Below are 24,163 nucleotides of genomic sequence, written 5' to 3'. Positions count from 1 at the left end.
GCCAAGCGAAGGCGAGTCACAGCGGGAGCGCGTGTGCGAGCAGTTCGATCGGTGTCGGTGGCTCGTCACGGTCGAGTGACGTTCCCGACAACGGACTGCCCGCGGGAACCGACCGGACTGCTCCGTCGCCGAGCTGCGTCCGGCAAGACGTTCCCGGCGCGGTGACAACGTCCGCATCGCTGTCTTCGACCTGGTCGAGCAGAATGTCGCCGATAGTCTTCGACATCGAGTAGTGTTCGGCCTCGTAGCCGAAGCTTCCAGCCATGCCGCAACAGCCCGAATCGAGCGGGTCGACGTTGTAGCCCGCGCGCCGGAGGACGCCGACGGCGTGGTGGTCCTTCTTAACGGCCTTCTGGTGGCAGTGGCCGTGGTACGCCAGCGACTCCGTCGGCGTGTCCCACGCGACGTGCTCGTCGAGGCGGAACGCGTCGAGATACTCACAGACACCGTATGTATTCGCGGCGACCGATTCGACCGCTTCGCCTGAGAGGAGGTCGAGTGCATCCGACTGGAACATCACTGCATCAGAAGGTTCTGCAAGGACAACGTCCCACCCATCCTTGACGCGTGAATAGAGTTCCCCGACGTTATTCTGGACAGTCTCACGGGCCTGATCTACGAACCCCTTCGAGAACGCCGGTCGTCCGCTGTCGGTCTGGTCGGCCAGTTCAACGTGGACACCGGCAGCTTCGAGAACCCGCACCGTCGCCTTCCCAACTTCAGGGTGACTGTAGTTGGTGTACGTGTCCACGAAGAAGACGGCTCGTCGTTCGGCATCCTCCTCTGCAACGCGCGGCCCGCCTCGGGCCCCGAACCACTCGTGGAGCGTCTCGCTGCGGAACGTCGGGAGCGAACGTTCCCGTGCGAGGCCGACTGTCTTCTCAGTGAGGTATCCGACACCGGGCACCGACTGGATGGCGTTCGAGAGAGGTGCGAGCGCGCTCCCGAGAGGGGCGAGTTTGTCGAAGTTGGCGAACAGTGTGTCGCGCAGGCTCGATCCGTGTTCCTGGTGGCGGGCATGCATGACTTCGGTCTTGAGCTTCGCCATATCGACTTCACTCGGACAGTCACGCGCACAGCCCTTACATCCGATACAGAGGTCGAGTACTTCTGTCGCGAACTCGTCGTCAGTCGGGTCATCCGGCAGGTCACCGCTCATGGCCTGCCTGAGGAGATTCGCACGACCACGGGTACTCGTCACCTCCTCGTTGGCAGCGCGGTACGTCGGACACATTACGCCGCCGGTGATTTCTTGTTCACCACGACAGCCGCCGCAGCCGTGACAGAGTTCGACCATTCCCTGCATGCCGTTTTCGTTGTCCCAGTTCAGGGCGGGGTCGAAGCCAGCGTCGTGACTATAGTCGCTGTCGTACCGCAGGTGCTCTGTCATATCGTGGTCGCCACAGACGTTCCCGGGATTGAGTAACCAGTCTGGGTCGAATGCCGACTTCAGATCGCGGAATATCTGCCAGAGTTCGTCACCGTAGAGCTTGCGGTTCCACTGCGTCCGGGCGCGGCCGTCGCCATGTTCCCCGGAAACGCTGCCGCCAAATTCGACGACCATGTCGGTCACCCTGTCGGCGATTTCGACCATGTCCTCGCGATCCCCGGCGTCCTTCGTGTTGATTAGCGGACGGACGTGTAATACTCCCGGTCCGGCGTGCGCGTAGAAAGCCGCGTCGACGTCACGATCAAGATCGACGAGTAACGACTGGAACTGGTCGACGAACTCCGGTAAGTTCTCAGGTGGGATCGCACAGTCCTCCATGAACGAGATGTGCTTCTCGTCAGATGTCCGCGAGAGCAGGATCGGGAGGCCCGCCTTGCGCAGCTTCCAAAATTGCTCGCGGTCGGCCTTGGCGTGAGCCTCAAGGCCTTCAACCGCGAGCGTCTCCTCGACATCGGGGTAGTCGTCTGGCGCCGCAACCGTACTATCGCTTTCCGGGACGCGGTCGGCGAGGAGGCCGGCAGTCTGTTCGCGACCGTGCTCATCGCTGTCTGCGTAGAATTCGACCAGCAAGGCTGCCTGGGCGCCGTCAGGGACGAGTGCGGCGATATCCTCGAATTCGGCGGTTTGGCGGGCCAATCCGAGGAGCACGTCGTCGACGAGTTCAACTGCCGCGGGGTCGTGTTCAAGGACGTATTGGACGTCTGTCACGGCCTCGAGGACACTTTCGTAGAACAGCAGAGAAACAGCCTTTGTTTCTGGAACTGGTTCGAGAGAGACCTCGGCCTCGGTGACGATGGCCAGTGTCCCTTCGCTACCCGCGAGCAGTCGGCCGAGGTTAACGGTGCCGGACTCGGCTTCTTCGACGAGCACGTCAAGATTGTAGCCGGAGACGTTACGCTTGAGGTCGGGGAACTGGTCACGGATCTCGTCATCCTCCTCGTCGAGGATGCGGACGACCTCAGCTGAGATGCGGTCGAGAATATCGCCGTCGGGATCGGCCCGATCGCGTACCTCCTCGACATCGACCTCACCGAACGTGGCGACAGTCCCGTCGGCCAGGACGACCTCGCACTCCTCGACGTAGGCATCGGTCTTCCCGTAGACCAGTGAGTGCGCGCCTGTCGAATTGTTGCCGATGGCGCCGCCGATGGTGCTACGGTCGCCTGCCGCCGGATCTGGCGCGAATTTTAGTCCGTTGGACGCGAGTGCAGAGTTGAGTTCCTCGAGGACGACTCCCGACTGAACGAGCGCACGTCGCTCGTTAGCATCGATTGAGATGATATCCTTCATGTGCTGCGTGAAGTCGAGAACAACCGCCTCGTTGACCGCCTGTCCCGCGAGACTTGTCCCACCACCGCGTGGGAGAACCGGAATATCGCGTTCGGCGCAGTAGGAGACGACCGTGGCGGCGTCCTCCGTTGACGTCGGGAAGACGACCCCGACCGGCGTTTGTTCGTACGCCGATGCATCGGTTGCGTACATCTGTCGGGTGTAGGTGTCAAACCGCACGTCGCCGTCGATACGACTGCGGAGGTCTGCGACGAGCGCCGGACGTTCGACGTCACTGGAAGCGTGGTCATAGTTAGCCCGTTCGTCGGCGACGGAGTCGTCGCCGTCGTCACGGGCGGTGGGCGTGCGTGTCGTCATCGCTCGCTCCGACGGGCAGTGGCAGGCGTCTCTCGATTCATTCCGCGAGGCCGCATTCGATTTCGTCCTGAAGTGACCCCCTGGCGGTTCGGCCGAGATGGTGCGACGCGACACACGATGGCTGTGACTCGCTCACAGTCGATACGTATCATACATACCTGTGGGAAAGGGAGTCACAAAAAGGACCCTGAATCGGTATCGTTCGCCGGTCTATTCTACGGCAACGTATCGTCGGCCGTCTCCGTGAACGGTGGTAGCGGGAAGACGTGACAAGGCATATGGTGGTCGCCGTCGTCATATCCAGTGGAACCGAACGGGGTAGCGACGGGTTCTCGTTCGGACTGCGTGACAAACCATGGCGACGATACTACTCGCGATCGACACAGACGTCGAACGGGCGGAGGTACAGGCAGAATCGATACTCGAACTCCCACTCGTGAGAGACGACACGCAACTTGTCCTCTTTCACGTTTTCCGGGGCGACGACGAGGGAGCCGACGCGCGGAAGCTCAACTCGGTTGCAACGGCCCTCGAACGCCTCGAAGCGGCAGGGTTCGATGTCGAAGTCGAACAGTCGAGCGGTGACGCGGTGCGGGAAATACTCGCCGAGGCAGCGCGAGTCAACGCCGACGTCGTCAGCCTCGCCGGGCAGAAGCGGTCGCCGACGGGCAAAGCACTGTTCGGGAGTGTCTCGCAGGACGTTGTTCTGGAGTCGGATCGGACGGTTCTGCTCGAAACGACCGACGACTGAGAGCTGCCGACGGTTCTTTCGGGTGCGAGTCTGAACCACTGAATTCTACTAGCGGAGGGTCGCGCTGGATCAGAGCAATCCGGCCGCCGCCGCCGCATGCGTTAGAACCGCGGCGATAGGAACGAGGAGGACGGTTCGTATGATCAAAAGGAGGAACAGGTCGCGGAACCGCATCGGGACGTCGTCGAACATGTCGACCATCATCGGCGCCGGCGCGGAGAAGAATATCGCCTGTGCACTCGTAACGACGAGGACGAACACCTGCGTGACCAGGTCAGCTTTCACGACGAACGTGCCGCCGATGAAGAACTCGGCACCACCGAGGATGATACCGATGGTTGCTAGTTTCGGATCCGGAATCCCGAGCAACGACATGACGGGGACGAACGGATCGGCGATGTACTGGAAGACAGGGGTATACGCCTCGAGAAGGAGGACAACCATCGACATCGTCAGCACGGAGCCAACGACTGTCCCGGCCAGCTTCAATCCGTCGACAAAGCCGTTGAGCGAGGCACGTCCGATCGTGTCGCCCTCCTCCGCCGCCGCCACGCCCTGGTTGAACGCGAACCGGAGGTAGTCGCCGACCGTCCCCGTGAACCGCGGTTCTGGGTCGGGTTCTGCGATATATTCCTCGGGTACTGTCGAGAGCGGCGGAATCCGAACAAGGATGGCCGCGACGATGAGCGTCGAGATGACGTATAGGAGGACAATGACCGGGAAGATATGGAGGAGGCCGAGAATCGCCGCGACCGCCCCGACTGTTCCGAGATTCGCGGTCGCGAAGCAAGTGCAGATGACGAATACCTCGCGTTTGTTGTACCCTCCCCGGTCGAAGACGTTCCGGGTGAGATAGTAGCCGATGCTGAACGACCCGAGCCACGACGCCGCACTATCGAGGGCAGACCGGCCGGGCAGTTTGAACGCGGGGCGCATGAGTGGTTGCGCCAGCGTCCCGATGAACTGGAGCCCGCCGAGTTCCGCGAGCAGATTGACGAAGATGGCACCGATGGGGATCACGAGTGCGACCGTGATGACGAGCGCACCCCACGCGATGTTGACAATGGGGTCGGCCAGCATCCACGTTGGACCGACGTCGAACAGAATCGCGAACGCGAAGAAGACGGCGGCGAGTCGGAACATCACGAACACTGTCGCCGTGTGCCAGTACTCCAGTTCGAGTAGGTCTTCTGTCTGCTCACTGAGCGTCGGTGATCCGCGGTAGTGAAGTTCGGCGACAGTCGTGAGGACACCGCCCGCGATGATGATACCCAGTGCGAATAGTTCGACGGCAGTCATCGACGCATTCTGAATAAGCGTCATGATGACGTCGAGGGGAATTGTCGTCTGCCCTTCCCATTGGACGGGGAACAGGAAGACGAACCCACCAATCAAGAACGCGATGACAAACCGAACCGTCGGTCGCCACCCGTTCTGCCCGAACTCCACGTCGGAGATGGTCTTCTTCTCCGCCGTTACCGAAGAATCGGATATGTGCTCTTCGCTCTCCCAAGCCTGGCTGCCGAACATAGTCGGCAATCATCGGCGTCCGAGATAAAACTTTCTAAAATAATAATTACAACCTATGCAATGGTTATCGGGCCAGAAACCAGATCCTGAACCCTCAGCTCACGCCATCGAGAAGACTCCCTGCTCCAGGAACCTGCGTACTGAGTTGGAGTTGGTGGAGTATTTCGTAGGTCGTCGCGGTCGCTGCCGAAAAGACGGGGAGCCCGAACCGATCCTCCGCCGCCTGAATCGATGCGAGCGACGGCATCTGGACGCACGAGGAGAGGACAAGTGCGTCAGACTCGTCGGTCTCCAGGTCGTCCGCGATGTTGAGGAGGTTCCTCTGGTCGAGTCGAGCGACTTCGAGGTTGTCTGGGCATTCGAGCGTCTCGTAGTCAACGACGTCAACGCCGCTGCTCTCAAAGTAGTTGATGACCGTCTGCGTGAGTTCCTCCATGTAGGGAGCAATGAGTGTCACTCGCTCCGCATCCAACCGGTCCATTGCCCGAACGAGTGCCCCGGCGCTCGTCACGACCGGCGCCTCGGCGTCGTTCTCTACTGTCCGTTCGTATAGTTTCGCCTCGCTCTCCTCATGGTATCCGGCCCCTTGCGCCATGATGCCGATAAGACACGCGTAAGCCAGCACATCGCAATGGGCATCAGACAGCAGGGTCGCGCTTCGTTCGGACTGGTCGTCCATTCGTTCGAGTTCCTCCTGCGTGACGTTCCGCATACGCATGCGGCTGGCATGGAACGTGAACTCCTCGCCGAAATGGTCGGGGCGAGCGTTCAGCATCGCCGGAATCTCTGTCTCCATGGTGACGTTCGAACTGGGTACTATCAACCCGACGCGGAAGGTGTCAGTCATTGCCTGAGTGAATCAAGAGCCTATCACACACTTAGGCATTTCTCAGCCTCGTTGACAGTAGAGGATCGGCGAATCTCCTATGTCAGCCAGTGTCCCGTTCATTCTCGTTTTGGAGATAGAATTACCTCAAAGTAAATTATTTATGTGGGTCTATCACAGTTAGTCAGTATGGGTTCGCCAGTTAGCCAAATAGACGCTCAAGCTGAGGTACCCGAACAGGCGTACGAGGACAGAATCATCGACCTTGACTTCCACGTCAATCCGCTGGAAGAGGATCTGCTGCCGTACGTGGAAGATGACGTCGTGAGAGACAAACTCACGACCGAGTTCGGCCCAACTCCTATTGCGGGCAAATGGGACGCTGCATACGCCATTAAGGAAGGGAACGAAGGGCTGTTCACGCAGGGTCGCGCGGAGTATGCCGACGACGTCCGCGAAGCCTGCGAGAAGTTCGCCATCGACGATCCCGTAGTCAATGCGGGAATCAACAATCTGCCGCTTCAACACCACCCGATCCTGAAGAACGGTGTCGTACAGGCGGCGAACGACTACATGCTCGATAACTTCGCCGACGAAGGGATCTACACGTCGATGCTCATCCCGAAGTGGGATCCTGAGTACGCAATTGAGGAGATAGAACGAGTCGCGGCGGAAGATAACATCGTCGCAGCCTACTCGTGGTTCGGACCGAAAACGCCCTGGGGCAGCGAACAGTTCGACCCAGTGTTCGAAGCGTTGGTCGAGAACGACCTTCCACTATTCCTGCACGGTTCGCTAGCGTACTGGCCGCAGCATTCCTACATTGGCGACGAGATGCTGACGTGGACCGAAGTGCTCGGCTTCGACTGGCCGATCCACACGATGGTGAACGTTGTCAACATGATTATGCGTGGGGTGTTCGACCGGTTCCCAGATCTGAACGTGGTGTTCCAGGAAGGCGGACACTGGTGGGTTCCGTTCGTCCGCTACCGGATGGACGAGTTCTACGAGATGCACCCCGACGACGTGAAGATCACTCCCCGGAAACACACGAGCGGCGAAGAGTATCTCGAACAGCGGCCCAGTGAGTACCTCCGCGACAACATCTACCTGACAACGCAACCGCTCGCGCTCCCGCGTGGCTCCGGTCAGGCGAGGAACCTCCTCGATCTGAGCATGGCAGACGACATGTTCACCTATTCGAGCGACTGGCCGCACCAGACTTTGGATCCACCGACGTGGTTCTACACGTCGCGAGCGTTCGACGACGACCTGCGTCGATCCATCCTGCATGAGAACGCCGAGGAGATACTCGGGCTCTGATTACCAATGAGCGTAGAACCAGAAATCGAAGACGCGTATACCAGGGTCGCATCGGTCGAAGACGTTCCCCGAGGACGGGGAATTGCTGTCGACGTCAACGGCATCGAGATCGCGGTGTTCAACGTAAAGGGCGAGTTCCACGCGCTGTCGAACCGCTGTCCGCACCAGGGCGCGCCATTGTACAAGGCCGGCGAAGAGAAGATTAATGCGGAGGACACATGGACGGAGTCACGCGGCGGCGTCAACGAGGATGACCTCACCGTGAGTTGCCCTTGGCATCTCTGGGAACTCGACATCGAGTCAGGTGAACACGAAGTATCCGGGAAGTGCATCGGTACGTTCGATGTTGAGCTGGTAGACGGCGACGTGTTCGTCCGAATCTAATCGCACAGCGAACGAGTGGCGCAGTCGAAGCGACTATTCACCCTTCTCTTCGCGCTTGCCACCCCTATCGGTCGTGTCTCAACTCACTTTGCTTCGATGATCTCGAAGTCAACTTCGGTTTTCTGGAACGACAGAGGGGACGCTGTACGTTGGTTCAAAACTGTATCGTGAGTTCTTCGATATTATCGAACTAAGTTTTAGCTCCCGACCGTGGGACGCTACTATAAGTACCGTTGCCATCTACTCGGTTCGTATTTGACCAGCGTACTAGGCCAATACTAAACGTAATAACCATATTGTCCTAATGGTTAGGAGACGAACGTTCAGTTCGGATCTCAGAGTGTGAACGTGGTACTCTATAACACAACTCTTATACAGGGAATTCCCATCATTTATCATATGACCGACGCAGACTCGCCGAATCGGCCAATCAAAACGGCGGTTAGAGTGTTCAAGTTAATCAACGTGATTCAGGGGCTAGAGGAGGCGACGTTCACGGAAATATCGAAGGAGGTCGATATGGCCGAGAGTACATTACACGACTACCTGACGACGCTCGTCCACATTGGCTACCTTTCGCGGAGAGACGGAAGGTACAACCTCTCACTCCAGTTTCTCGACCATGGAATCGCCGCCCGGGATTCGATTTCGGTATACTCGAAATCACAGCCGACGCTCGAGGGATTGGCCGAGGAGAGTGGCGCAGCGGTGTGGTTGATGGTCGAAGAAAATGGAAAGGCGGTGTATCTAGCACAGCAGCTAGGTGAGGACTCCATCGAGACGCACGAGCGGATAGGAAAACACGAGTACATGCACTGTCTCGCGTCAGGAAAGGTGATGTTGGCCTTCTCACCCGAGGAGCATGTCAAGGAAGTTGCCGACACGCACGGTCTCCCGCAGAAGACACCCGAGTCTATCTCGACCGTCGAAGAACTCCGGACAGAACTCTCGGAGATTCGAGAACAGGGGTACGCTGTGAACCACAACGAGGCAGCAGAGGGCACATCGGCAGTGGCAGCACCCATCATCGTCGAAGACCGCGTCGTCGGCGCAATCGCGATTTCTGCACCTGTCAGGCGTGTCGAGAACGAGACGTTCCGAGAGCAGTTGATCGAACTGGTCTTGACCGGGTCGAACGAGATCGAACTCAAAATGACGTACAATTGAGGCGACTCCACGCGACCTATTGTTCTACCAGGAATATAGATGCATTCTACGTTAATTTAGTATGAAAATCACATACCGAGCCTTTTCCAGTAAGTACATAGATGTCTTTGCTCGCCGTTCCGTTACAAACCTATAGCCGTAATGCACATCACCGTTCCAGTATAACCGATGATTACATACTGATGGTGTTACTTGAATCGACGCGGATCAAGCAGGCGGCGGGACTGCCATACCTTCGTTCCTAAAGGCCTGTATCGATGGAGAACTGCGGGGTGAGATGATAGAACTCGGAACGAACTGCATTATTGGTCCCACGGAAAACGTCAGGATCACACTCTAATGGCTTTTCGAGGTAATAGATGGTGACGGTCAGCACCATTTCACGGAATTCGTGGTACCAAGTGCTCGGCTCGACAGCGGAGCCATATCGGTGTTTAATGGCTGAGAATGCGCTCTCAGCCATCCAGCGCTGCCTATACAGATTGCTGCCCAACCGTGTGTTGTGGGCGTGATCGTAATGTGCGAACAGGCGGTGTTTGTACAGTAGACGGACACCCTCGGAACGTAGTACGTCCCATAGTGATCACTTGTCGTATCCTTTGTCAACGGCGAGACTTTTGATCTCGTCGGCGTTGCGAGTGCTCCCCGACGGATCATCTGTGTATCGTGGGGCCAGTGTGCCGAACAGTGGAGGGCGAGGACAGCACACGAGTCTATGTCGGCGAGAGCCGTCGTTTTGAGTATCTCTATGTGGCGATCCGAGTGACCCATGTAGTGACTGGATGCCGCTTCGTTGTCGGAGAACGTTACATTCAGCGCTCCATGGTTGCCGGGATCGTACCTGGCTGTCGACCGGTGAAGCAATTGGCGCCAGACATAGATGGGTACCTGCTAGAACGACCGCCACAGCGTCGAAGGTGCCGAGAACTCGGTTCGTGCTAGCTGCACGAGTGCGCGAATCCGATCCATCTCGCTTGACCAATCGACGATTTCGCGGTAGGTCGCGTCCATCTAAATCCGCAGAAAATATAACGCCAGATTCTTCCTGCCGGCAGCTCCGTTGCCAGCCGGGGCGTTCACCACCGTCATGGGGCTGACAGAACAACGCTTTTGAGCCAGCGATGCTGCTTGTTTAACGAAGCAGAAGAGGGTTTTCTACGCTCTCTCTTCGCTTTCTCCTTCAGAGTGATGCTATCCCGCCGTCTCCGGATTCAACAGAGCACTGTTGAGGAAATTTGCGAAGAGAAGCAGAGACACGTGGAGAAGATCGACGAGTTATGTCAAAAGCACCAAGACCTCGAATACATCACGACGAGTCATTACGATACTATATCTGTAATGGCATGAATGCTGTCAACACAACCGCCTATGAATACAGTTGATTGAGTCTTATCTCGTTCACTGCGCTCATAACCTGATTCGGCAATTCATCTTCGAATCGTTCACCACGGAGTCGGTGTGCAGGCCCTCCAACGCTAATTGCTCCGAGTACTTCGTCATCGATGACGATTGCCGCACTCACTGCTCTCGTCTCTTCTAACTGTTCGCTTTGGTTTTGAGCATAGTTCTGTTCGCGAATCTGCTCCAGTTCTTGGAAGAGGGCTTCCCGAGAGGTGATCGTATTTTCCGTTATTTCCGGAAGGCCGTGTTTATCGATGATTTCGTTAACACGATCTTCAGGGAACTGTGCGAGAATTGCCTTCCCACCTGCATGACAATGCAGGTACGAACGACCACCGATAAAATGTTCCGTCTTGATTCCTTGTTCCCCTTCTGCGTGCCTGAGGTACACCGCGAGGCCGCATTCTTCAACGAGGAACCACACTGTTTCCCCAGTCTCATTGGCTAACCGCTCTAGATACGGTGTGATGACATTCGATAGCGGAACAGTCTCTCTGGCGTTCGTTCCAAGTCTTGTGAACTTTAATCCGAGCTGATACGCTCCATCGTTCTTGACAAGGTATTCGAGATCAAGCAAGGTCGTGAGATAATCGTGCACAGTACTTCTTGCGACACCCATTCTGTCGGCCACTTCGGTGAGAGTCGCAGATTCCTCCTTTTCGACGATTTCGATTATCTGAAAACCCTTTTCTAACGTCCCAATCCTGCTTGAACCTCCATTTTCGCTCGCCATATTCGTTGGTCAGTCTCTAATTATTTATAAGGGTGTGTTCCGGCAATTCCGGAATCATATGGATATCTCCGGTATAGACGGAATAATCTATAATCGCAGTTGATCCGTCAATTTGAAAGCTTTAAATAGCCCTACGAGGATTTTGGGATATGAAACTCGGCCTGATAAGCGACGTACATGGAAATCAACCAGCACTTGAGGCGGTCCTCGCCGATATGCCGGACGTGGATCAGATCTATCATTGCGGGGACGCAATAGGTTACAATCCATTTCCGCACCGAGTCTTGGAAACCTTCGCCAACGAAGGGATCATCAGTATCCAAGGAAACCACGACCGCAAAATCAGTACGAATATCGACTCGATGGGCACGGCTACGGAACCCGAAGCCAGAAACGACGCAGGGGTTCGGCCGAGCGACCTCGCGCGTGCAGCGGGCGTCTGGACCCACGAGCTACTCAATGCCGAGGAGATAGAGTATTTAGCTAACCTCCCAGCGGAACTAACTATTGAGGACGGAATCGTCAAACTGGTTCACGGAAAGCCCGGAGACCAGGACGCTCGACTCTACCCTGAGGACTATGGACCCCACTTGTTCGGTGATGAATCGATTCTTGTTCACGGACACACGCACGTTCAACACGCGGAATACTTCGACGGGCGACTGCTCGTAAATCCTGGTAGCGTCGGACAGCCACGCGACGGAGACCCACGTGCAGCCTATGCTATCATTGATCTCGAAACAAACACAGCCACCCTCCGCCGTGTAACATATCCAATCGAAGAGGTCGTCCGAAAAATCCAGCAGACGTCGCTTCCAGATCCGCTCTGTCTGTGGCTGGAGAAAGGCGAGATCGTCGCTGAAGGGTGAGGGAGTTCGCAGACACAGTATGAGCAACCTCGGGTGGGCCGGGGCTGAACGCGGTCCAAGATACCCCACACTTTAGTCACCACCGGTAAAAGGAACAGACAGGTAGATCCACTACGTATGACACGCATCACTGCAGCAGTTTTGGAAGAGCCACGAAACTTATCAATCGAATCGCTCGAACTTGCCGAACCAAAGGCAAACGAAATTCGGGTTGACATCCGGGCGACCGGCGTCTGTCACACTGACCACCATCGTTACGTCGGTGCTTCAGAGGTGCCGTATCCTGTTGTATTGGGACACGAGGGAGCTGGCGTCGTTGACGCCGTCGGAAACAGCGTCTCTTCACTCGCAGAGGGGGATCGTGTCGTACTCTGGGTCCTTCCGTTCTGTCGAGAGTGCGAGTTCTGCGAGCGCGGTGATCCCCACCTCTGTTCGCGGCGATCAGTAGTCAAGCAGGGAACGCTATTAGATGGTACCCGACGACTCTCCCGCGACGGTGAGGACGTGAACCACTTCTATGGACAGTCGTCGTTTGCCACCCACTGTGTCGTCGCCGCACAGACTGCCGTCAAAATCCCCGATGGACTGCCGTTTTCCGAGGCTTCGCTACTCGGATGTGGCGCGACGACTGGACTAGGAGCAGTGACGAACACTGCCGAGGTTTCAGCAGGTGAACCTATCGCTGTATTCGGCTGTGGCGGAGTTGGATCGAGCGCAATTCTCGGTGCTACACTGGTCGGGGCCGATCCCATCGTTGCAGTCGACGTCGTCGACGAGAAACTATCGTTCATAGAGGAACTTGGGGCCACGCACACTGTCAACTCTCGCGATACCGATCCTGTAGAGGCGATTCAGAACGTCACCGGTGGCGGGGTCAAGTACGCTTTCGAGTGCACCAGCCATCCAGACGTGGTCAAGCAGGCAATCGATGCTGTACGTCCCGGAGGAACGGTCGTCTCGACAGCGACGAGTTCTGCCGATCCCTTTGAGATCCCTCCAGCAGCCCTAACCCACGGAAAACGAATCGTCGGCAACGTTGGCGGCTCGCTTCGCCCCTCGATCGACATTCCCCGTTTCGCGAGGCTCGCGGAATCTGGACGACTTCCCCTGAGGGAACTCGTTAGCAACATATACTCGCTTGACCGACTGGACAGGGCGTTCGAGGCGATAGACGAAGGAACCGGTGTCCGAAGCGTCATCACCCAAGAGTGAGCCATCAAACTCACGCTGTTGGCCGCGTACCCCAGCTATCGTACTATAGCTGAACTTTTATATCGGAAGCCCTCAAACACCTACTAACCGATGAGAGAATACGATTTACTCATCGATGGGAAAACTCTGTCACGTGCAGAGACGGTAACCGTGAACGACCCATCGTCGAATCAGCCGGTGTCCAGTATCGCACTCGCAAACGAGTCAGACGTTGCCTCCGCGGTCGACGCGGCCGAGTCGGCCTTCGAGAACTGGCGTACGGTCGATGCAGTCACTCGGGGACACTACCTTCGAGATATCGCCGCCGAACTCCGTGTCTGTAAGACGGAAATCGCGCAGCGACACACCCAAGAGACTGGTCGGTCGTTGTCGGATTCGAAGCGAAGCGTCGAATCCGCGGCGGAGTACTTCGAGTACTATGCGGGATTGACTAACCATATCAACGGCGAAACTATTCCGCTTTCACACGAGGAATTCGACTATACGCGACGAGAACCGCTAGGCGTGACTGGGCACATCATCCCGTGGAACTCGCCGCTGCTATTGGGTTCGCGAAGCATCGCTCCCGCACTGGCCTGCGGGAATACCGTCGTGGCGAAACCCGCTCAGCTGGCGCCGATGTCAATTCACGAATTAGGACGAGCAGCCAGCGAGGCAGGACTGCCTGACGGAGTTCTGAACGTCGTTTCTGGGTCAGGGTCGACGGCCGGCGAAGCGCTGGTCACGAACGAAAACGTACGAGAATTGACGTTCACGGGATCGAAAAAAGTTGGCCTCCACATTCGGGAATTGGTATCAGATCGGTTGATCCCACTGAATCTCGAACTTGGAGGGAAGAGTCCAAACATCGTCTTCGCCGACGCGGACCAAGAAGCAGCCGCGGACGGGGCAATTAAACTGTTCAATAACGCCGGCCAGAGCTGTTATGCCGGCACTCGACTGTTCGTCGAAGACGATATCTACGACGAGTTTATCGACCGCGTTGTGTCACGAATTGAAGCGATGGACGTGAAGAAAGACCCGAACGAGACCGACGTGTCGGCGCTCATCTCGCCTTCGGCGCAGTCAGAGGTTACGTCTTACATTGAGTCGGCCGTTGAAGCAGGGGGGTCTGTCACCACGGGCGGCCGTATTCCCTTTGAAGAGGGGAACTTCTACGAACCGACACTCGTCGAGAACGTACCCGACGACGCGGCAGTCTCATGCGAAGAGATATTCGGTCCCGTCCTGACTGCCTATCGATTCGATTCCGAGCAGGAAGTCGTCGAACGCGCAAACGACACGGAGTACGGCCTGTATGCGGGCGTCTGGACGACTGATCTCGACAGAGCGAACCGCATCACGGAGCAAATCGAAGCTGGAACAGTTACGGTAAATAACTATGCCTCGCCGACTCCACAGGTACCGTTTCCCGCGTACAAACAAAGTGGAATCGGATCAGAGTATGCGACAGCTGCCCTAAACCACTACACCAAAATTAAGAACGTCCGGATGACAGTCGACAGGACGCTCCGCTGAGGAATCGGTAGGAGAGGTGTTGAGTGAAGGGATTCACTCTCCCGGTTTGATAGACCACAATGAATAAATAGGCAAAGGCTGACATGGGAATGTATGCCATCAACCGATAGCAAAGTGTCATCTAATGACTATAAATCGGGGGATCACGAGGATCTCCTAGCAGAGATTGAAGCGTCACTTGGGGAGGGCAAGCTTCCTCTGAAGACGTTCAACAGTGAGACAATTCATAAACTGGAGCTTGATCGACTGTTCGGCCGTGAATGGATATTCGTCGGTCACGAATCCGAGGTACCTGAGGAGGGTGACTATGCACGCCGTTACATTGCAGGTGATCCATTCATCTTTGTGCGGGATATGAGCGGCGAAATTCAGGTGCTCTTCGACAGCTGCCGTCATCGCGGTACGAAGCTGTGCCGCGCTGAGCAAGGCAACACTTCCCATTTCCGGTGCCCGTACCACGGGTGGACGTACAAGAATACTGGTGAACTCGTGGGAGTGCCACAAAAGGAAGTAGCGTTCAAGAACTTGGATCAGTCAGAATACGGTCTACACAGTGCGCCTCGAGTGGACAGCTACGCTGGTCTGGTGTTCGCTTCGCTTTCGGAGTCTGGCGAGAGTCTAGAAGAACACTTGGGAGAGTTCACCTGGTACCTCGATATCCAGTTCAAACTCCCAGATGGCGGAATGGAAGTTATCGGCGAACCGCACCGCTGGGTAGTAGAGACAAACTGGAAGACTGGTGCGGACAACTTTGCTGGTGACAGCTATCACACTGGCTTTGCGCACCACTCGATCAAGCAACTCGGACTCGGCGGCGATGACACTGTTGGCGTCGCCGGTGCAGGGGAGACGAAAGACCGGCACATCCACTGCAACGGCCACACAACCAGTACTCGGATGGTCGAGGGTGAAGATGTGTTCATGACGTATCCCGACGAGATCGTGGAGCTGTTCAATCCGGATAATGTGACGCCCGATCAGTACGAGGCTGCCAAGGAGGCACTCTCGTTCACCGGGAGTATTTTTCCAAATTTAGCATTTCTCAACTTTGGAGACATCACTGACGATCCGAACAAGGACGTCATTGGCTTCCTCGGCCTCCGAAAGTGGCGGCCACTCGGGCCGAATAAAACCGAAATATGGAGTTGGGCTTTTGCACCGAAGCGAGCATCAGAAGAGGTCAAAGACCGCATCTACAAGGTGTATATGTCCAACTTCGGCCCATCAGGGAACTTCGAACAGGACGACGTCTCCATCTGGAATGGCATCACTGACGTCGCCAACTCGACGTTCGCTAAACAGCACGAGTTGGAATTGAACTACCAGATGGGAACGGAAGAGATGAGCGAAGTAGCCTTTGACGAGCAGTGGCCCGGACCAGGCACCGTCTACGCTATCAACCTGGAAGAGGTTGGTATGCAGAAGTTCCATGATCAATGGTTCGATCACCTCTCGACACCACGCGATGTGAATGAACAGTCGAGGGACTGTGAGCAGGCAAGCGAATGCGAATTAGCAAATGAGTGTGAACGGGCGGAGGATGGTGAATAGCATGGCTACGAACATTGATCGAGAGTCAGAACTGGATCAGTTCCTATTGGACCGGCGTGTCGAACAGTTCCTCTACGAGGAGGCGGCCCTGCTGGATCAGCGCGAACAGAAAGAATGGCTCTCGCTGCTCGATAAAGATATCGAGTATAAGGCACCGCTACGGATTACACGCGAGCACGTGAACGACAGTTTTAGTCGCTCATCGTATTACTTTGATGAGGACTATGGATCCCTGGAAGCACGGGTTCAACGGTTCGAGTCGGAGTACGCGTGGTCTGAACGACCGCCGTCCCGGACACGTCGTTTTGTAACCAACGTACGCACCAGCGAGAGAGACGATGGCACTGTCGAAGCGAAGAGTTACTTACTCCTGTACTATGGGCAGGGAGACTCGGAGTCGTACACGTTCCTCGCAGGCCGCCGAGAGGACGTTCTCCACCCCGACAGCAATACGTTCACCATAGCGAAGCGCCACGTGTTCCTCGATCATGCAGTTCCGAAAATTGACAAAATCTCAGTCTTTCTATGAGCTCACAAACTACTGTCACGGAAGAGTACGATGTAGTCGTCGGGTCTGACTCAGCTACCGTCCGGAAGCTACTGACACCCCGAGGTCAACTCGTCGAGATCGAATCAGATAGTGGCGTACAGGAGTCATCGTCTCAAATCCGAGTCGATGCACTCGGTCTCGAAAGCCTCTCATGGCAAACGAAGGCGGACTTGGTGGATCGGCTCGGCTGTAGTCCGCCTCCTGAGTGGGATGATGGAAGCGAATCGAAATCTACTGTTGGATCGTTCAAGATCAGCAACGAGTACGCCGACGTCGTGGTCTCGAAGATAACGACATCGAACGGCGATGCACTCGTCGTACGTGCACCCGTGAAAAGAACCGAGCTTCGGTTACAACCAGCAATGCTCTGCGAACTCACAGCGTGTGAAACCGACCTCTTTTCGGAGTTCTTGGAGACACCTCATGGGCCGCACGACCATTGAATAGAATGCCTCCTACTCTATAACGGACTGGATGACATCCTTCGAGAACGTCCTTTCGTTGGCATCATAGATTGCATGTGATACGTATGGTGAGCGCAACTCTAATTCGTTAAGACGTTGCTGGTCAACCCACTCCACAGCTTCAACGGTGTCGGTTGCAACCGCTCGTGGATCCCCAGATAACTGTCCTAAGTACGTTATCGATAGAAACGGGCCATCGACGAACGCGTCCTGTCCAAGATATACGCCAACAAGTCCGACCAATTCTACCCCAACGCCCACTTCCTCTTTGATCTCCCGTACTGCTGTTTCGGTTGGGTCTTCACCCTCTTCCACTCGTCCGCCCGGTAGATTCCAAGTACCCTGTACGTCTTCTTTCCCCTCCTTGACGAGGAGGACACCGTCGGTGGTTCGTGCCACGGTCGAGGCAACCAGAGTGTACATACTGGCTATTCGGAAATCTCCTACTAAGTAGTGGCGCTAACTGGCAGCTCTTGCTCTACGCAAACCCCAAGATATAATACGATATAGAGAGGGTACATATGTAGGGTGTTAGAGTCCACCATGATAGAGGAGAGCAATTCAAATTCAGTAGACAGATTTCCATGGCCAGACGAGATCGAGGTACCTGAAGAATGTGAAGGTTGGCAGGAGATGTACCCCCGATACTTTCGATTCGGAGAATCATCAGAACGAACAGGATTAGAAAAGGATCGATTCTGGTTTTGGGATCAGAAGGATAGTCCAGCGCCACTCCGTCCATGGGATATCACACTTTGTGTTGAATCGATTGTGATGCAACTCTCCCAAGCACAGAGTCGTGTATTTGCGGTTCCACCCGCGATGGGTATTGATTTGCGAATCATCGCTGGTTACTCGTATGCTTCACCCGTCCCATGTACAGATCCAGAGTTACTCGAAGAACGCAAATCTATATTTAGCGACCGAAGCGAATACATCTATGAGAACTTTGAGAAACTCTACGAAAACGAGTGGCTCCCCGCAGTCAAAGAAATCGGTCAAGAGATTCGCGATCTCGATGTCCCGGAGCAACTTCCTGAATACGCTCCCGACGAAGTAGTCTTCGAAGCGAAGGGGCTCTATCCCAAGTCGGTCGATGTTCAGAGCGCTTACAATCGGTTACAGGAACTGACGCTCCGGGGATGGCAACGCCACTTCGAGTACCTCAATCTGGTTTATCTGGCGTATCTCTCCTTCAAGGGGACTTGCGATGAGCTTTTCCCCAATATTAGCGACAATGCCATCGGCGAGATGGTTACGGGCCTTGAAACGGATCTGTTCCTTGCTGACAAGGTTCTAAACGATCTCGCTCACCAGACAATGGAGTTGGGTGACGAGGTTCCGGAAATCCTGACTTCAGAGGAAACCCCCGACCAAAAAATGGCTCGCCTTGAGAAATCTGAAGCAGGCCGCGAGTTCCTCGAAGCCTTCGAGGAGATGAAAGACCCGTGGTTCCACATCACCGTCAGCCGAGGCTACCACAGTGCGGACGGATCGTGGCTCGATACACTCGAACAGCCCTTTGAACACCTCCACGAAAAAGTGATCGCACTACAGGAGGGTAAAGAGATCCGGCGTGATATCGAGACGCTTCAGGAAAAACGTAAGGAAGTCGTCGACGAATATCGAAGCTATCTTACCGATAACGAACGAGCTCAGTTCGATCAGGCCCATCAACTTGTATTAAAGGTCTACAGCCACGCCGAGGATCACCAGTTCTGGATCGAGAACTGGCTTCATACGATCATCTTCCAAAAACTCGACGAGTTCGGCGAACTCTTAGTCAATCACGGCCTCCTCGATACGCCTCGAGATATTACGCTGTTTGGTCGAAATGAAGTGCCGGAACTCCTTGCAGACCTTGCGCGCGTCTGGTCCCAGGGGAAAGGCGCACACGTTCCAAACTACTGGAAAGAGGACGCCGATAAACGAAAACGTATCCTCGATGCGGCCGAAGAGTGGTCGCCACCTCCGGCGATCGGTGAGCCGCCTGAGGAGGTTACAGATCCGATGGTGATTATGCTTTGGGGCATTACGACTGAAACGGTTCAGAACTGGCTCGGCTCTACACAGGAGGAAGACAGCAATGAGATGAGTGGTTTTGCATCCTCGTCTGGCACAGTCGAAGGGCAGGCACGAGTGGTCACATCGGGGAGTGACCTGAATGAGGTGGAGCGCGATGAGATACTCGTCTCTCCCCTCACGAATCCGGATTGGACGCCAGTGTTTTCTAAAGTGGCCGGGGCCGTTACGGACAATGGCGGTGCGACGAGTCACACAGCTATCGTTTGTCGCGAGTACGGTTTGCCGGCTGTCACAGGGGTCGGGACGGCGACATCTCGCATTCAGACCGGTGATCGAATCCGCCTCAATGGGAACAAGGGGAAAGTTGAGATCCTTGAGAAGACAGAGTAATCATTATAACGAGTCAGGATTAACAAATCATAATGACTGATCAAACATGCACCTTGGATTTCGTATCCGAAAAGTGCACGAAAGCGAACATCGGACTCGTCGGTGGAAAGAATGCCTCACTTGGCGAACTGATGGAAGCCGGTGATGATGTCCAAGTTCCGCCAGGATTTGCTGTCACCACGGACTTCTACGAAGCCTTCCTCGAAACGCAGTCACTCGACGAATACATTATTGACCGGATATCCGAAGTTGATATCGACGACGACAACGCTGTTGTAGCCGCAAGCCGCGATATCCGCGAGCGCATCGAAAACGCATCATTCCCTCCGTTTCTCGCTGAAGAGCTCAAATCATCGTGGGAACAACTACAGGCAAAGACAGAAGGAGATGACTTGAAAGTCGCTGTCCGATCATCAGCAACGGCTGAAGACTTACCTGACGCGAGTTTTGCCGGGCAACAGGACACCTACCTCAATGTGACTGATTTCGAGGCGGTTGTACAGCGAACAAAAGAATGTATGGCGAGTCTGTTCACTGCGCGAGCGATCGCCTACCGTGAGAAGCACGGGTTCGACCATGATGAAGTGCTCATTAGCGTCGGGATTCAGAAAATGGTCGAAGCCCGATCATCAGGGGTGATGTTCACCGTCAATCCCTCGAACGGTGATCAATCGAAAGTTCGGATCGAATCAAATTGGGGCCTGGGCGAAGCCGTCGTGAGCGGAATCGTTACTCCGGACAGTTTCCTCGTCGATAAACCTGTTTACAAGATCGTTGATCGGAACGTTCCGGATAAAGACGTAATGACGATCCCCACGGATGCCGGCACTGAAGAAGTCGAAATTGCTGATGACAAGCGCGATGTCCCATCTGTGACCGCTGATGAACTGATTAAACTGACCGACTTAGCGAAGGCAATCGAGCAGCATTACGACGAACCGCAGGATATCGAGTGGGCCATCGAAGAGCAGGGCGATACCAAGCAGTTCTTCATATTGCAGAGTCGTCCGGAGACCACATGGAACAAAGAAGACGAACAACAGAGTGCTGATAACAAGGGCGACTCGGGCAATCCAACCGACCAGATTCTTGACCACCTGTAGTCTGTTAATTCATCACGTTCTTTGGAAGCGGGTGGCGGTTGGGTAATTTAATTGTCATATTTTCACAAACCAAAACTAAAAGCGCTCAAAAAGCTCCGTCAGACCGTCTTCTCATTCACCACCAATATGCGTGTCGAGCGCTTTTTATGTGGAATTGGAGGAGTTCCCTATAGCAAGGCAGGCGACTATAATTTCGATGTGTGGTTCCATGATATTTAGCGAACGAAGGAGACCGAACGTTTGAGTGGTCTGTTCAATGCCCTGCTTTGACAGGGCGCAGAACTTCTGCAGCCAAGGCTTCCGAGCGAAAAGAGATACTCAACTTAGTCGATGTGGACTCCGTCTGGGGAATTCCCTCTTTTGGTTCTATTCCCAGACAAATGCTTGAAATGGGAGTTGGAGGATCCTTCACTGTTCAAAATTATTTACACGACACATACACACATCGTATTTCATGATAGTCCACTTGGAAAGCATCTCAACTTTTGATCTCTGGAATGCACTCGACATGTGAACAACGTCCAATTGATGAAGGGCTCATGGTCGTGACTGCCTACAAGGATGACGTCTCATAAACAGACATAGCCAAGTGGTACGAGCTCTTCTGGAAGACCGTTCACAACTGGCTCACCCGATTTGAAGGTGACTCCTCCTATACTGCAGCTCGTGAAAATCATCCCGTGTCGACCGACAAAATTCAATCGTGAGGGATAATCCGATGCCGCACAATTACTATATAAGCCACTTGTAAACGCTGGCTACGGCACTGAAGGATAGAATACTCCATTTGTACAACGCCTTTTGGACGACCAGTTCGATGTTACCGATTCACGTACGAGTGCATACCAATCACTTTCAATGATCGCGTAACTAATTTTGATATGGAGTCGCAATCTCACTCATAAAACCTCACCAATACACTTTACATTAAATACTCAACTAGGAATAAAATACTGCCGATTATTCACTCATCATTTACACCCAGCGACTGATTTTCTGCCGAGATTGGCACCTCGAGGTAGACATCATTGGTCAAACGTTGAGCAAAAGTTCCAGAAGTGGTGTCAGAGGCTTGGAAACAAGCTGATTGGTTTCACAATAAAACTTAGTTGCGCGTTGTCTTCAGCCAGTATCCACTTATAATCTCCAGACCGCTAATCACGATATGGGAATTTCACAGCAGGATCAGCACCACATTGAGTTGAGCGCAAGTAATATCGGCGGAATCGACAACACTGACGTGGAGTTTTCCCCCGAAGTGACGGTCCTCACGGGCCGGAACGCAACGAATCGAACGTCATTTCTTCAAGCGATTATGGCGGCGCTTGGGAGTAACCAGGCAACACTCAAGGGTGACGCGGATGAAGGATCGGTCGAACTTACGATCGACGACGAGACGTATACACGCACACTCACCCGCACAGATGGCGTAATCAAGATGAGTGGCGATCCGTATCTCGACGATACAGAACTCGCCGACCTGTTTGCCTTTTTGCTCGAATCGAACGAGGCCCGTCGCGCCGTCGCTCGCGATGATGATCTGCGTGACTTAATCATGCGTCCCGTCGACACCGATGCGATCCAAGCTGAAATCGATCGGTGCGAAACCGAAAAACAGCAGATCGATACCGAACTTGAGACACTGGATTCGCTCAAACAGCAGCGCCCTGATCTCGAGCAGAAGCGGACGCGTCTCGAAACGGAAATCGAAGAAAAACAGGCAGAGCTCGAAGCAAAAGAAACCGAGCTCGACGAGGCTGATACGGATGTCAGCGAGACACGAGATGAAAAAGCGGAGCTCGATGAGAAGCTCGAAGAGCTCCGCGAAACCCGCTCTTCGCTCGAAGACGTTCGCTTCAAAATCAGTACTGAAGAGGATAGTATTGAGGCACTCAAGGACGAGCTTGCTGAATTAGAGACAGAACAGGAACAACTCCCAGACGATGCAGGTGAAACGGCTGAAATCGAGCAGGAAATCCAAACGCTTCGCGAGCGCAAACAACAGCTTAGTTCAACGCTCAGCGAACTACAAACGATCATCCAATTCAACGAAGAAATGCTCGAAGGGACGAGCCCCGATGTCCGAAGTGCCCTCGAGCCGACGACCACCACTGATGAGGGCTCTGACGGGTCGATTACTGATCAGCTTGTCGCTGATTCTGAAACGGTTGTGTGCTGGACGTGTGGAACGGAAGTCGACAAACAAGAAATCGAAGCAACCGTCGAGCGACTTCGTACGCTTCGGCAAGATAAGCTTGGCGAGCGTTCCGAATTAGATTCCGAAATCAGCGAACTCGAACGTGAGAAATCTGCCCTCGAGACGAAACAGCGTGAACGCGAGCAAACCGAGCGCCGACTCTCCCAAATTACCAATGAACTTGAGGATCGTGAAGACCGTCTTGAGGGTCTCAGATCCGAACGAGCGGACCTAACCGACGATATCGAGAAGTTTGAGGATGAAGTCGAAGCACTCAAACAGGAAGATTACAGTGAAGTCCTCGATCTTCACAAGGAAGCAAATCAACTTGAATTCGAACTTGAACGGCTCGAATCCGATCTGGACGATGTTGAAGCGAAAATTGAGGAGATTGATGCGAAGCTCGCGGACCGAGAGCAACTCGAAGCACAACGCGAGGAAATTCAGGTTGAGTTGGCTGATCTCCGCACTCGCATCGACCAAATTGAGCAGAATGCAGTCGACGAGTTCAACACCCATATGGAGACAGTGCTTGAGTTACTTGACTATGCGAATCTCGAGCGTATTTGGATCGAACGGACACAGCAAGATGTTCGTGAGGGGCGCCGAAAAGTAACGAAAAGTGTCTTCTCCCTTCACGTGATTCGGAGTACAGAGTCGGGAACTGCCTATGAGGACACAATTGAGCATCTAAGTGAGAGTGAAAGAGAAGTGACCGGACTGGTGTTCGCGCTTGCCGGATACCTGGCGCACGAGGTCTATCAGGACGTGCCGTTCATTCTGCTTGACTCGTTGGAGGCGATCGACTCAGATCGGATTGCAACGCTCGTCGAGTACTTTAGCGAGTATGCCGGGTATCTTGTCGCTGCCCTGTTGCCTGAAGACGCAGCCGCACTCAACGATGCATATGAGCGAGTGACCGAGATCTAACTAACGCCACCATTCCGATCGAGAACCACTCATCAACTCCAAACTGGCGTTATCTCCAATCAGTTCCACGAATTACGACTATTCCGATAGAGTATCATCCGACTTGCTGAAACGCTCGTGTTGTGGCAGAACGAGGGTTCAG

At 54.7% G+C, this 24,163-nt stretch carries 17 protein-coding genes; 12 read left to right on the top strand and 5 right to left on the bottom strand.

Going from position 1 to position 24,163, the window contains the following annotated elements:
- Window positions 1–16 precede the first annotated feature (16 nt).
- Window positions 17–3,097 (bottom strand): FAD-binding and (Fe-S)-binding domain-containing protein, encoded by a 3,081-nt coding sequence (locus LIX00_RS23695; RefSeq protein WP_227357363.1) that lies wholly within the window; start codon window positions 3,095–3,097, stop codon window positions 17–19.
- A gap of 355 nt (window positions 3,098–3,452) precedes the next feature.
- On the opposite strand from LIX00_RS23695, the gene LIX00_RS23690 reads away from it, so the two are divergent.
- Window positions 3,453–3,848, top strand: a complete 396-nt coding sequence (locus tag LIX00_RS23690; RefSeq protein ID WP_227357362.1) for a universal stress protein — start codon at window positions 3,453–3,455, stop codon at window positions 3,846–3,848.
- A 69-nt stretch (window positions 3,849–3,917) separates the two neighbouring features.
- On the opposite strand, the gene LIX00_RS23685 is transcribed toward LIX00_RS23690, so the two are convergent.
- Entirely contained in the window at window positions 3,918–5,378 is a 1,461-nt protein-coding gene (locus LIX00_RS23685; protein WP_227357361.1) for a YjiH family protein, read from the bottom strand.
- 94 nt (window positions 5,379–5,472) lie between these two features.
- The gene (locus LIX00_RS23680) at window positions 5,473–6,225 is read right to left on the bottom strand and encodes a maleate cis-trans isomerase family protein (RefSeq protein WP_303659905.1); all 753 of its coding nucleotides are present in this window, start codon (window positions 6,223–6,225) and stop codon (window positions 5,473–5,475) included.
- Between the two features lie 168 nt (window positions 6,226–6,393).
- On the opposite strand from LIX00_RS23680, the gene LIX00_RS23675 reads away from it, so the two are divergent.
- The 3 genes from LIX00_RS23675 (at window position 6,394) to LIX00_RS23665 (ending at window position 9,078) form a co-directional block, all read left to right on the top strand.
- The gene (locus LIX00_RS23675; protein ID WP_227357360.1) at window positions 6,394–7,527 is read left to right on the top strand and encodes an amidohydrolase family protein; all 1,134 of its coding nucleotides are present in this window, start codon (window positions 6,394–6,396) and stop codon (window positions 7,525–7,527) included.
- Window positions 7,528–7,533: 6 nt separating this feature from the next.
- Window positions 7,534–7,911 carry a Rieske (2Fe-2S) protein gene (locus LIX00_RS23670; protein WP_227357359.1) on the top strand — a complete coding sequence of 126 codons (378 nt, stop codon included), beginning with the start codon at window positions 7,534–7,536 and terminating at the stop codon, window positions 7,909–7,911.
- A 399-nt stretch (window positions 7,912–8,310) separates the two neighbouring features.
- Window positions 8,311–9,078, top strand: coding sequence for an IclR family transcriptional regulator (locus LIX00_RS23665; protein WP_227357358.1), 768 nt, complete (start codon window positions 8,311–8,313; stop codon window positions 9,076–9,078).
- 1,366 nt (window positions 9,079–10,444) lie between these two features.
- Here LIX00_RS23665 and LIX00_RS23660 read toward each other — a convergent pair.
- Window positions 10,445–11,212, bottom strand: a complete 768-nt coding sequence (locus LIX00_RS23660; RefSeq protein ID WP_227357357.1) for an IclR family transcriptional regulator — start codon at window positions 11,210–11,212, stop codon at window positions 10,445–10,447.
- A gap of 149 nt (window positions 11,213–11,361) precedes the next feature.
- Between LIX00_RS23660 and LIX00_RS23655 the strand changes: the two genes are divergently transcribed.
- The 5 genes from LIX00_RS23655 (at window position 11,362) to LIX00_RS23635 (ending at window position 16,891) form a co-directional block, all read left to right on the top strand.
- Window positions 11,362–12,081, top strand: coding sequence for a metallophosphoesterase family protein (locus LIX00_RS23655; protein ID WP_227357356.1), 720 nt, complete (start codon window positions 11,362–11,364; stop codon window positions 12,079–12,081).
- 117 nt (window positions 12,082–12,198) lie between these two features.
- A complete protein-coding gene (locus LIX00_RS23650) occupies window positions 12,199–13,293 on the top strand; it encodes a zinc-binding dehydrogenase (protein WP_227357355.1) in 1,095 nt (364 codons plus the stop codon).
- A 90-nt stretch (window positions 13,294–13,383) separates the two neighbouring features.
- Entirely contained in the window at window positions 13,384–14,811 is a 1,428-nt protein-coding gene (locus LIX00_RS23645) for an aldehyde dehydrogenase family protein (protein WP_227357354.1), read from the top strand.
- Window positions 14,812–14,904: 93 nt separating this feature from the next.
- Window positions 14,905–16,362, top strand: a complete 1,458-nt coding sequence (locus LIX00_RS23640; RefSeq protein ID WP_227357353.1) for an aromatic ring-hydroxylating oxygenase subunit alpha — start codon at window positions 14,905–14,907, stop codon at window positions 16,360–16,362.
- Window position 16,363: 1 nt separating this feature from the next.
- A complete protein-coding gene (locus tag LIX00_RS23635; protein ID WP_227357352.1) occupies window positions 16,364–16,891 on the top strand; it encodes an aromatic-ring-hydroxylating dioxygenase subunit beta in 528 nt (175 codons plus the stop codon).
- Between the two features lie 476 nt (window positions 16,892–17,367).
- Here LIX00_RS23635 and LIX00_RS23630 read toward each other — a convergent pair whose 3' ends face one another.
- Entirely contained in the window at window positions 17,368–17,799 is a 432-nt protein-coding gene (locus LIX00_RS23630) for an NUDIX hydrolase (protein ID WP_227357351.1), read from the bottom strand.
- Between the two features lie 120 nt (window positions 17,800–17,919).
- Here LIX00_RS23630 and LIX00_RS23625 point away from each other — a divergent pair, with 120 nt between their 5' ends.
- From LIX00_RS23625 to LIX00_RS23615, 3 genes are all read left to right on the top strand, one after another.
- Window positions 17,920–19,791, top strand: coding sequence for a PEP-utilizing enzyme (locus LIX00_RS23625; RefSeq protein WP_227357350.1), 1,872 nt, complete (start codon window positions 17,920–17,922; stop codon window positions 19,789–19,791).
- 32 nt (window positions 19,792–19,823) lie between these two features.
- Window positions 19,824–20,894, top strand: coding sequence for a PEP/pyruvate-binding domain-containing protein (locus tag LIX00_RS23620; protein WP_227357349.1), 1,071 nt, complete (start codon window positions 19,824–19,826; stop codon window positions 20,892–20,894).
- Between the two features lie 1,165 nt (window positions 20,895–22,059).
- Window positions 22,060–24,021 (top strand): archaea-specific SMC-related protein, encoded by a 1,962-nt coding sequence (locus LIX00_RS23615; RefSeq protein ID WP_227357348.1) that lies wholly within the window; start codon window positions 22,060–22,062, stop codon window positions 24,019–24,021.
- The last annotated feature ends 142 nt before the right edge of the window (window positions 24,022–24,163 follow it).

The sequence above is a fragment of the Haladaptatus salinisoli genome, assembly GCF_020614375.1.
GTDB lineage: Archaea > Halobacteriota > Halobacteria > Halobacteriales > Haladaptataceae > Haladaptatus > Haladaptatus salinisoli.
Note: the sequence above shows the minus strand (reverse complement) of the source record. Positions and strands in the feature narration are given on the sequence as shown.

Bases quoted from the DNA above. Each gene is read 5' to 3' on its own strand.
- LIX00_RS23660 (WP_227357357.1), bottom strand. From the start codon at position 11,212: ATGGCGAGCGAAAATGGAGGTTCAAGCAGGATTGGGACGTTAGAAAAG.
- LIX00_RS23665 (WP_227357358.1), top strand. From the start codon at position 8,311: ATGACCGACGCAGACTCGCCGAATCGGCCAATCAAAACGGCGGTTAGA.
- LIX00_RS23645 (WP_227357354.1), top strand. From the start codon at position 13,384: ATGAGAGAATACGATTTACTCATCGATGGGAAAACTCTGTCACGTGCA.
- LIX00_RS23625 (WP_227357350.1), top strand. From the start codon at position 17,920: ATGATAGAGGAGAGCAATTCAAATTCAGTAGACAGATTTCCATGGCCA.
- LIX00_RS23695 (WP_227357363.1), bottom strand. From the start codon at position 3,097: ATGACGACACGCACGCCCACCGCCCGTGACGACGGCGACGACTCCGTC.
- LIX00_RS23620 (WP_227357349.1), top strand. From the start codon at position 19,824: ATGACTGATCAAACATGCACCTTGGATTTCGTATCCGAAAAGTGCACG.
- LIX00_RS23670 (WP_227357359.1), top strand. From the start codon at position 7,534: ATGAGCGTAGAACCAGAAATCGAAGACGCGTATACCAGGGTCGCATCG.
- LIX00_RS23655 (WP_227357356.1), top strand. From the start codon at position 11,362: ATGAAACTCGGCCTGATAAGCGACGTACATGGAAATCAACCAGCACTT.
- LIX00_RS23685 (WP_227357361.1), bottom strand. From the start codon at position 5,378: ATGTTCGGCAGCCAGGCTTGGGAGAGCGAAGAGCACATATCCGATTCT.
- LIX00_RS23635 (WP_227357352.1), top strand. From the start codon at position 16,364: ATGGCTACGAACATTGATCGAGAGTCAGAACTGGATCAGTTCCTATTG.
- LIX00_RS23690 (WP_227357362.1), top strand. From the start codon at position 3,453: ATGGCGACGATACTACTCGCGATCGACACAGACGTCGAACGGGCGGAG.
- LIX00_RS23630 (WP_227357351.1), bottom strand. From the start codon at position 17,799: ATGTACACTCTGGTTGCCTCGACCGTGGCACGAACCACCGACGGTGTC.
- LIX00_RS23615 (WP_227357348.1), top strand. From the start codon at position 22,060: ATGGGAATTTCACAGCAGGATCAGCACCACATTGAGTTGAGCGCAAGT.
- LIX00_RS23680 (WP_303659905.1), bottom strand. From the start codon at position 6,225: ATGACTGACACCTTCCGCGTCGGGTTGATAGTACCCAGTTCGAACGTC.
- LIX00_RS23675 (WP_227357360.1), top strand. From the start codon at position 6,394: ATGGGTTCGCCAGTTAGCCAAATAGACGCTCAAGCTGAGGTACCCGAA.
- LIX00_RS23640 (WP_227357353.1), top strand. From the start codon at position 14,905: ATGCCATCAACCGATAGCAAAGTGTCATCTAATGACTATAAATCGGGG.
- LIX00_RS23650 (WP_227357355.1), top strand. From the start codon at position 12,199: ATGACACGCATCACTGCAGCAGTTTTGGAAGAGCCACGAAACTTATCA.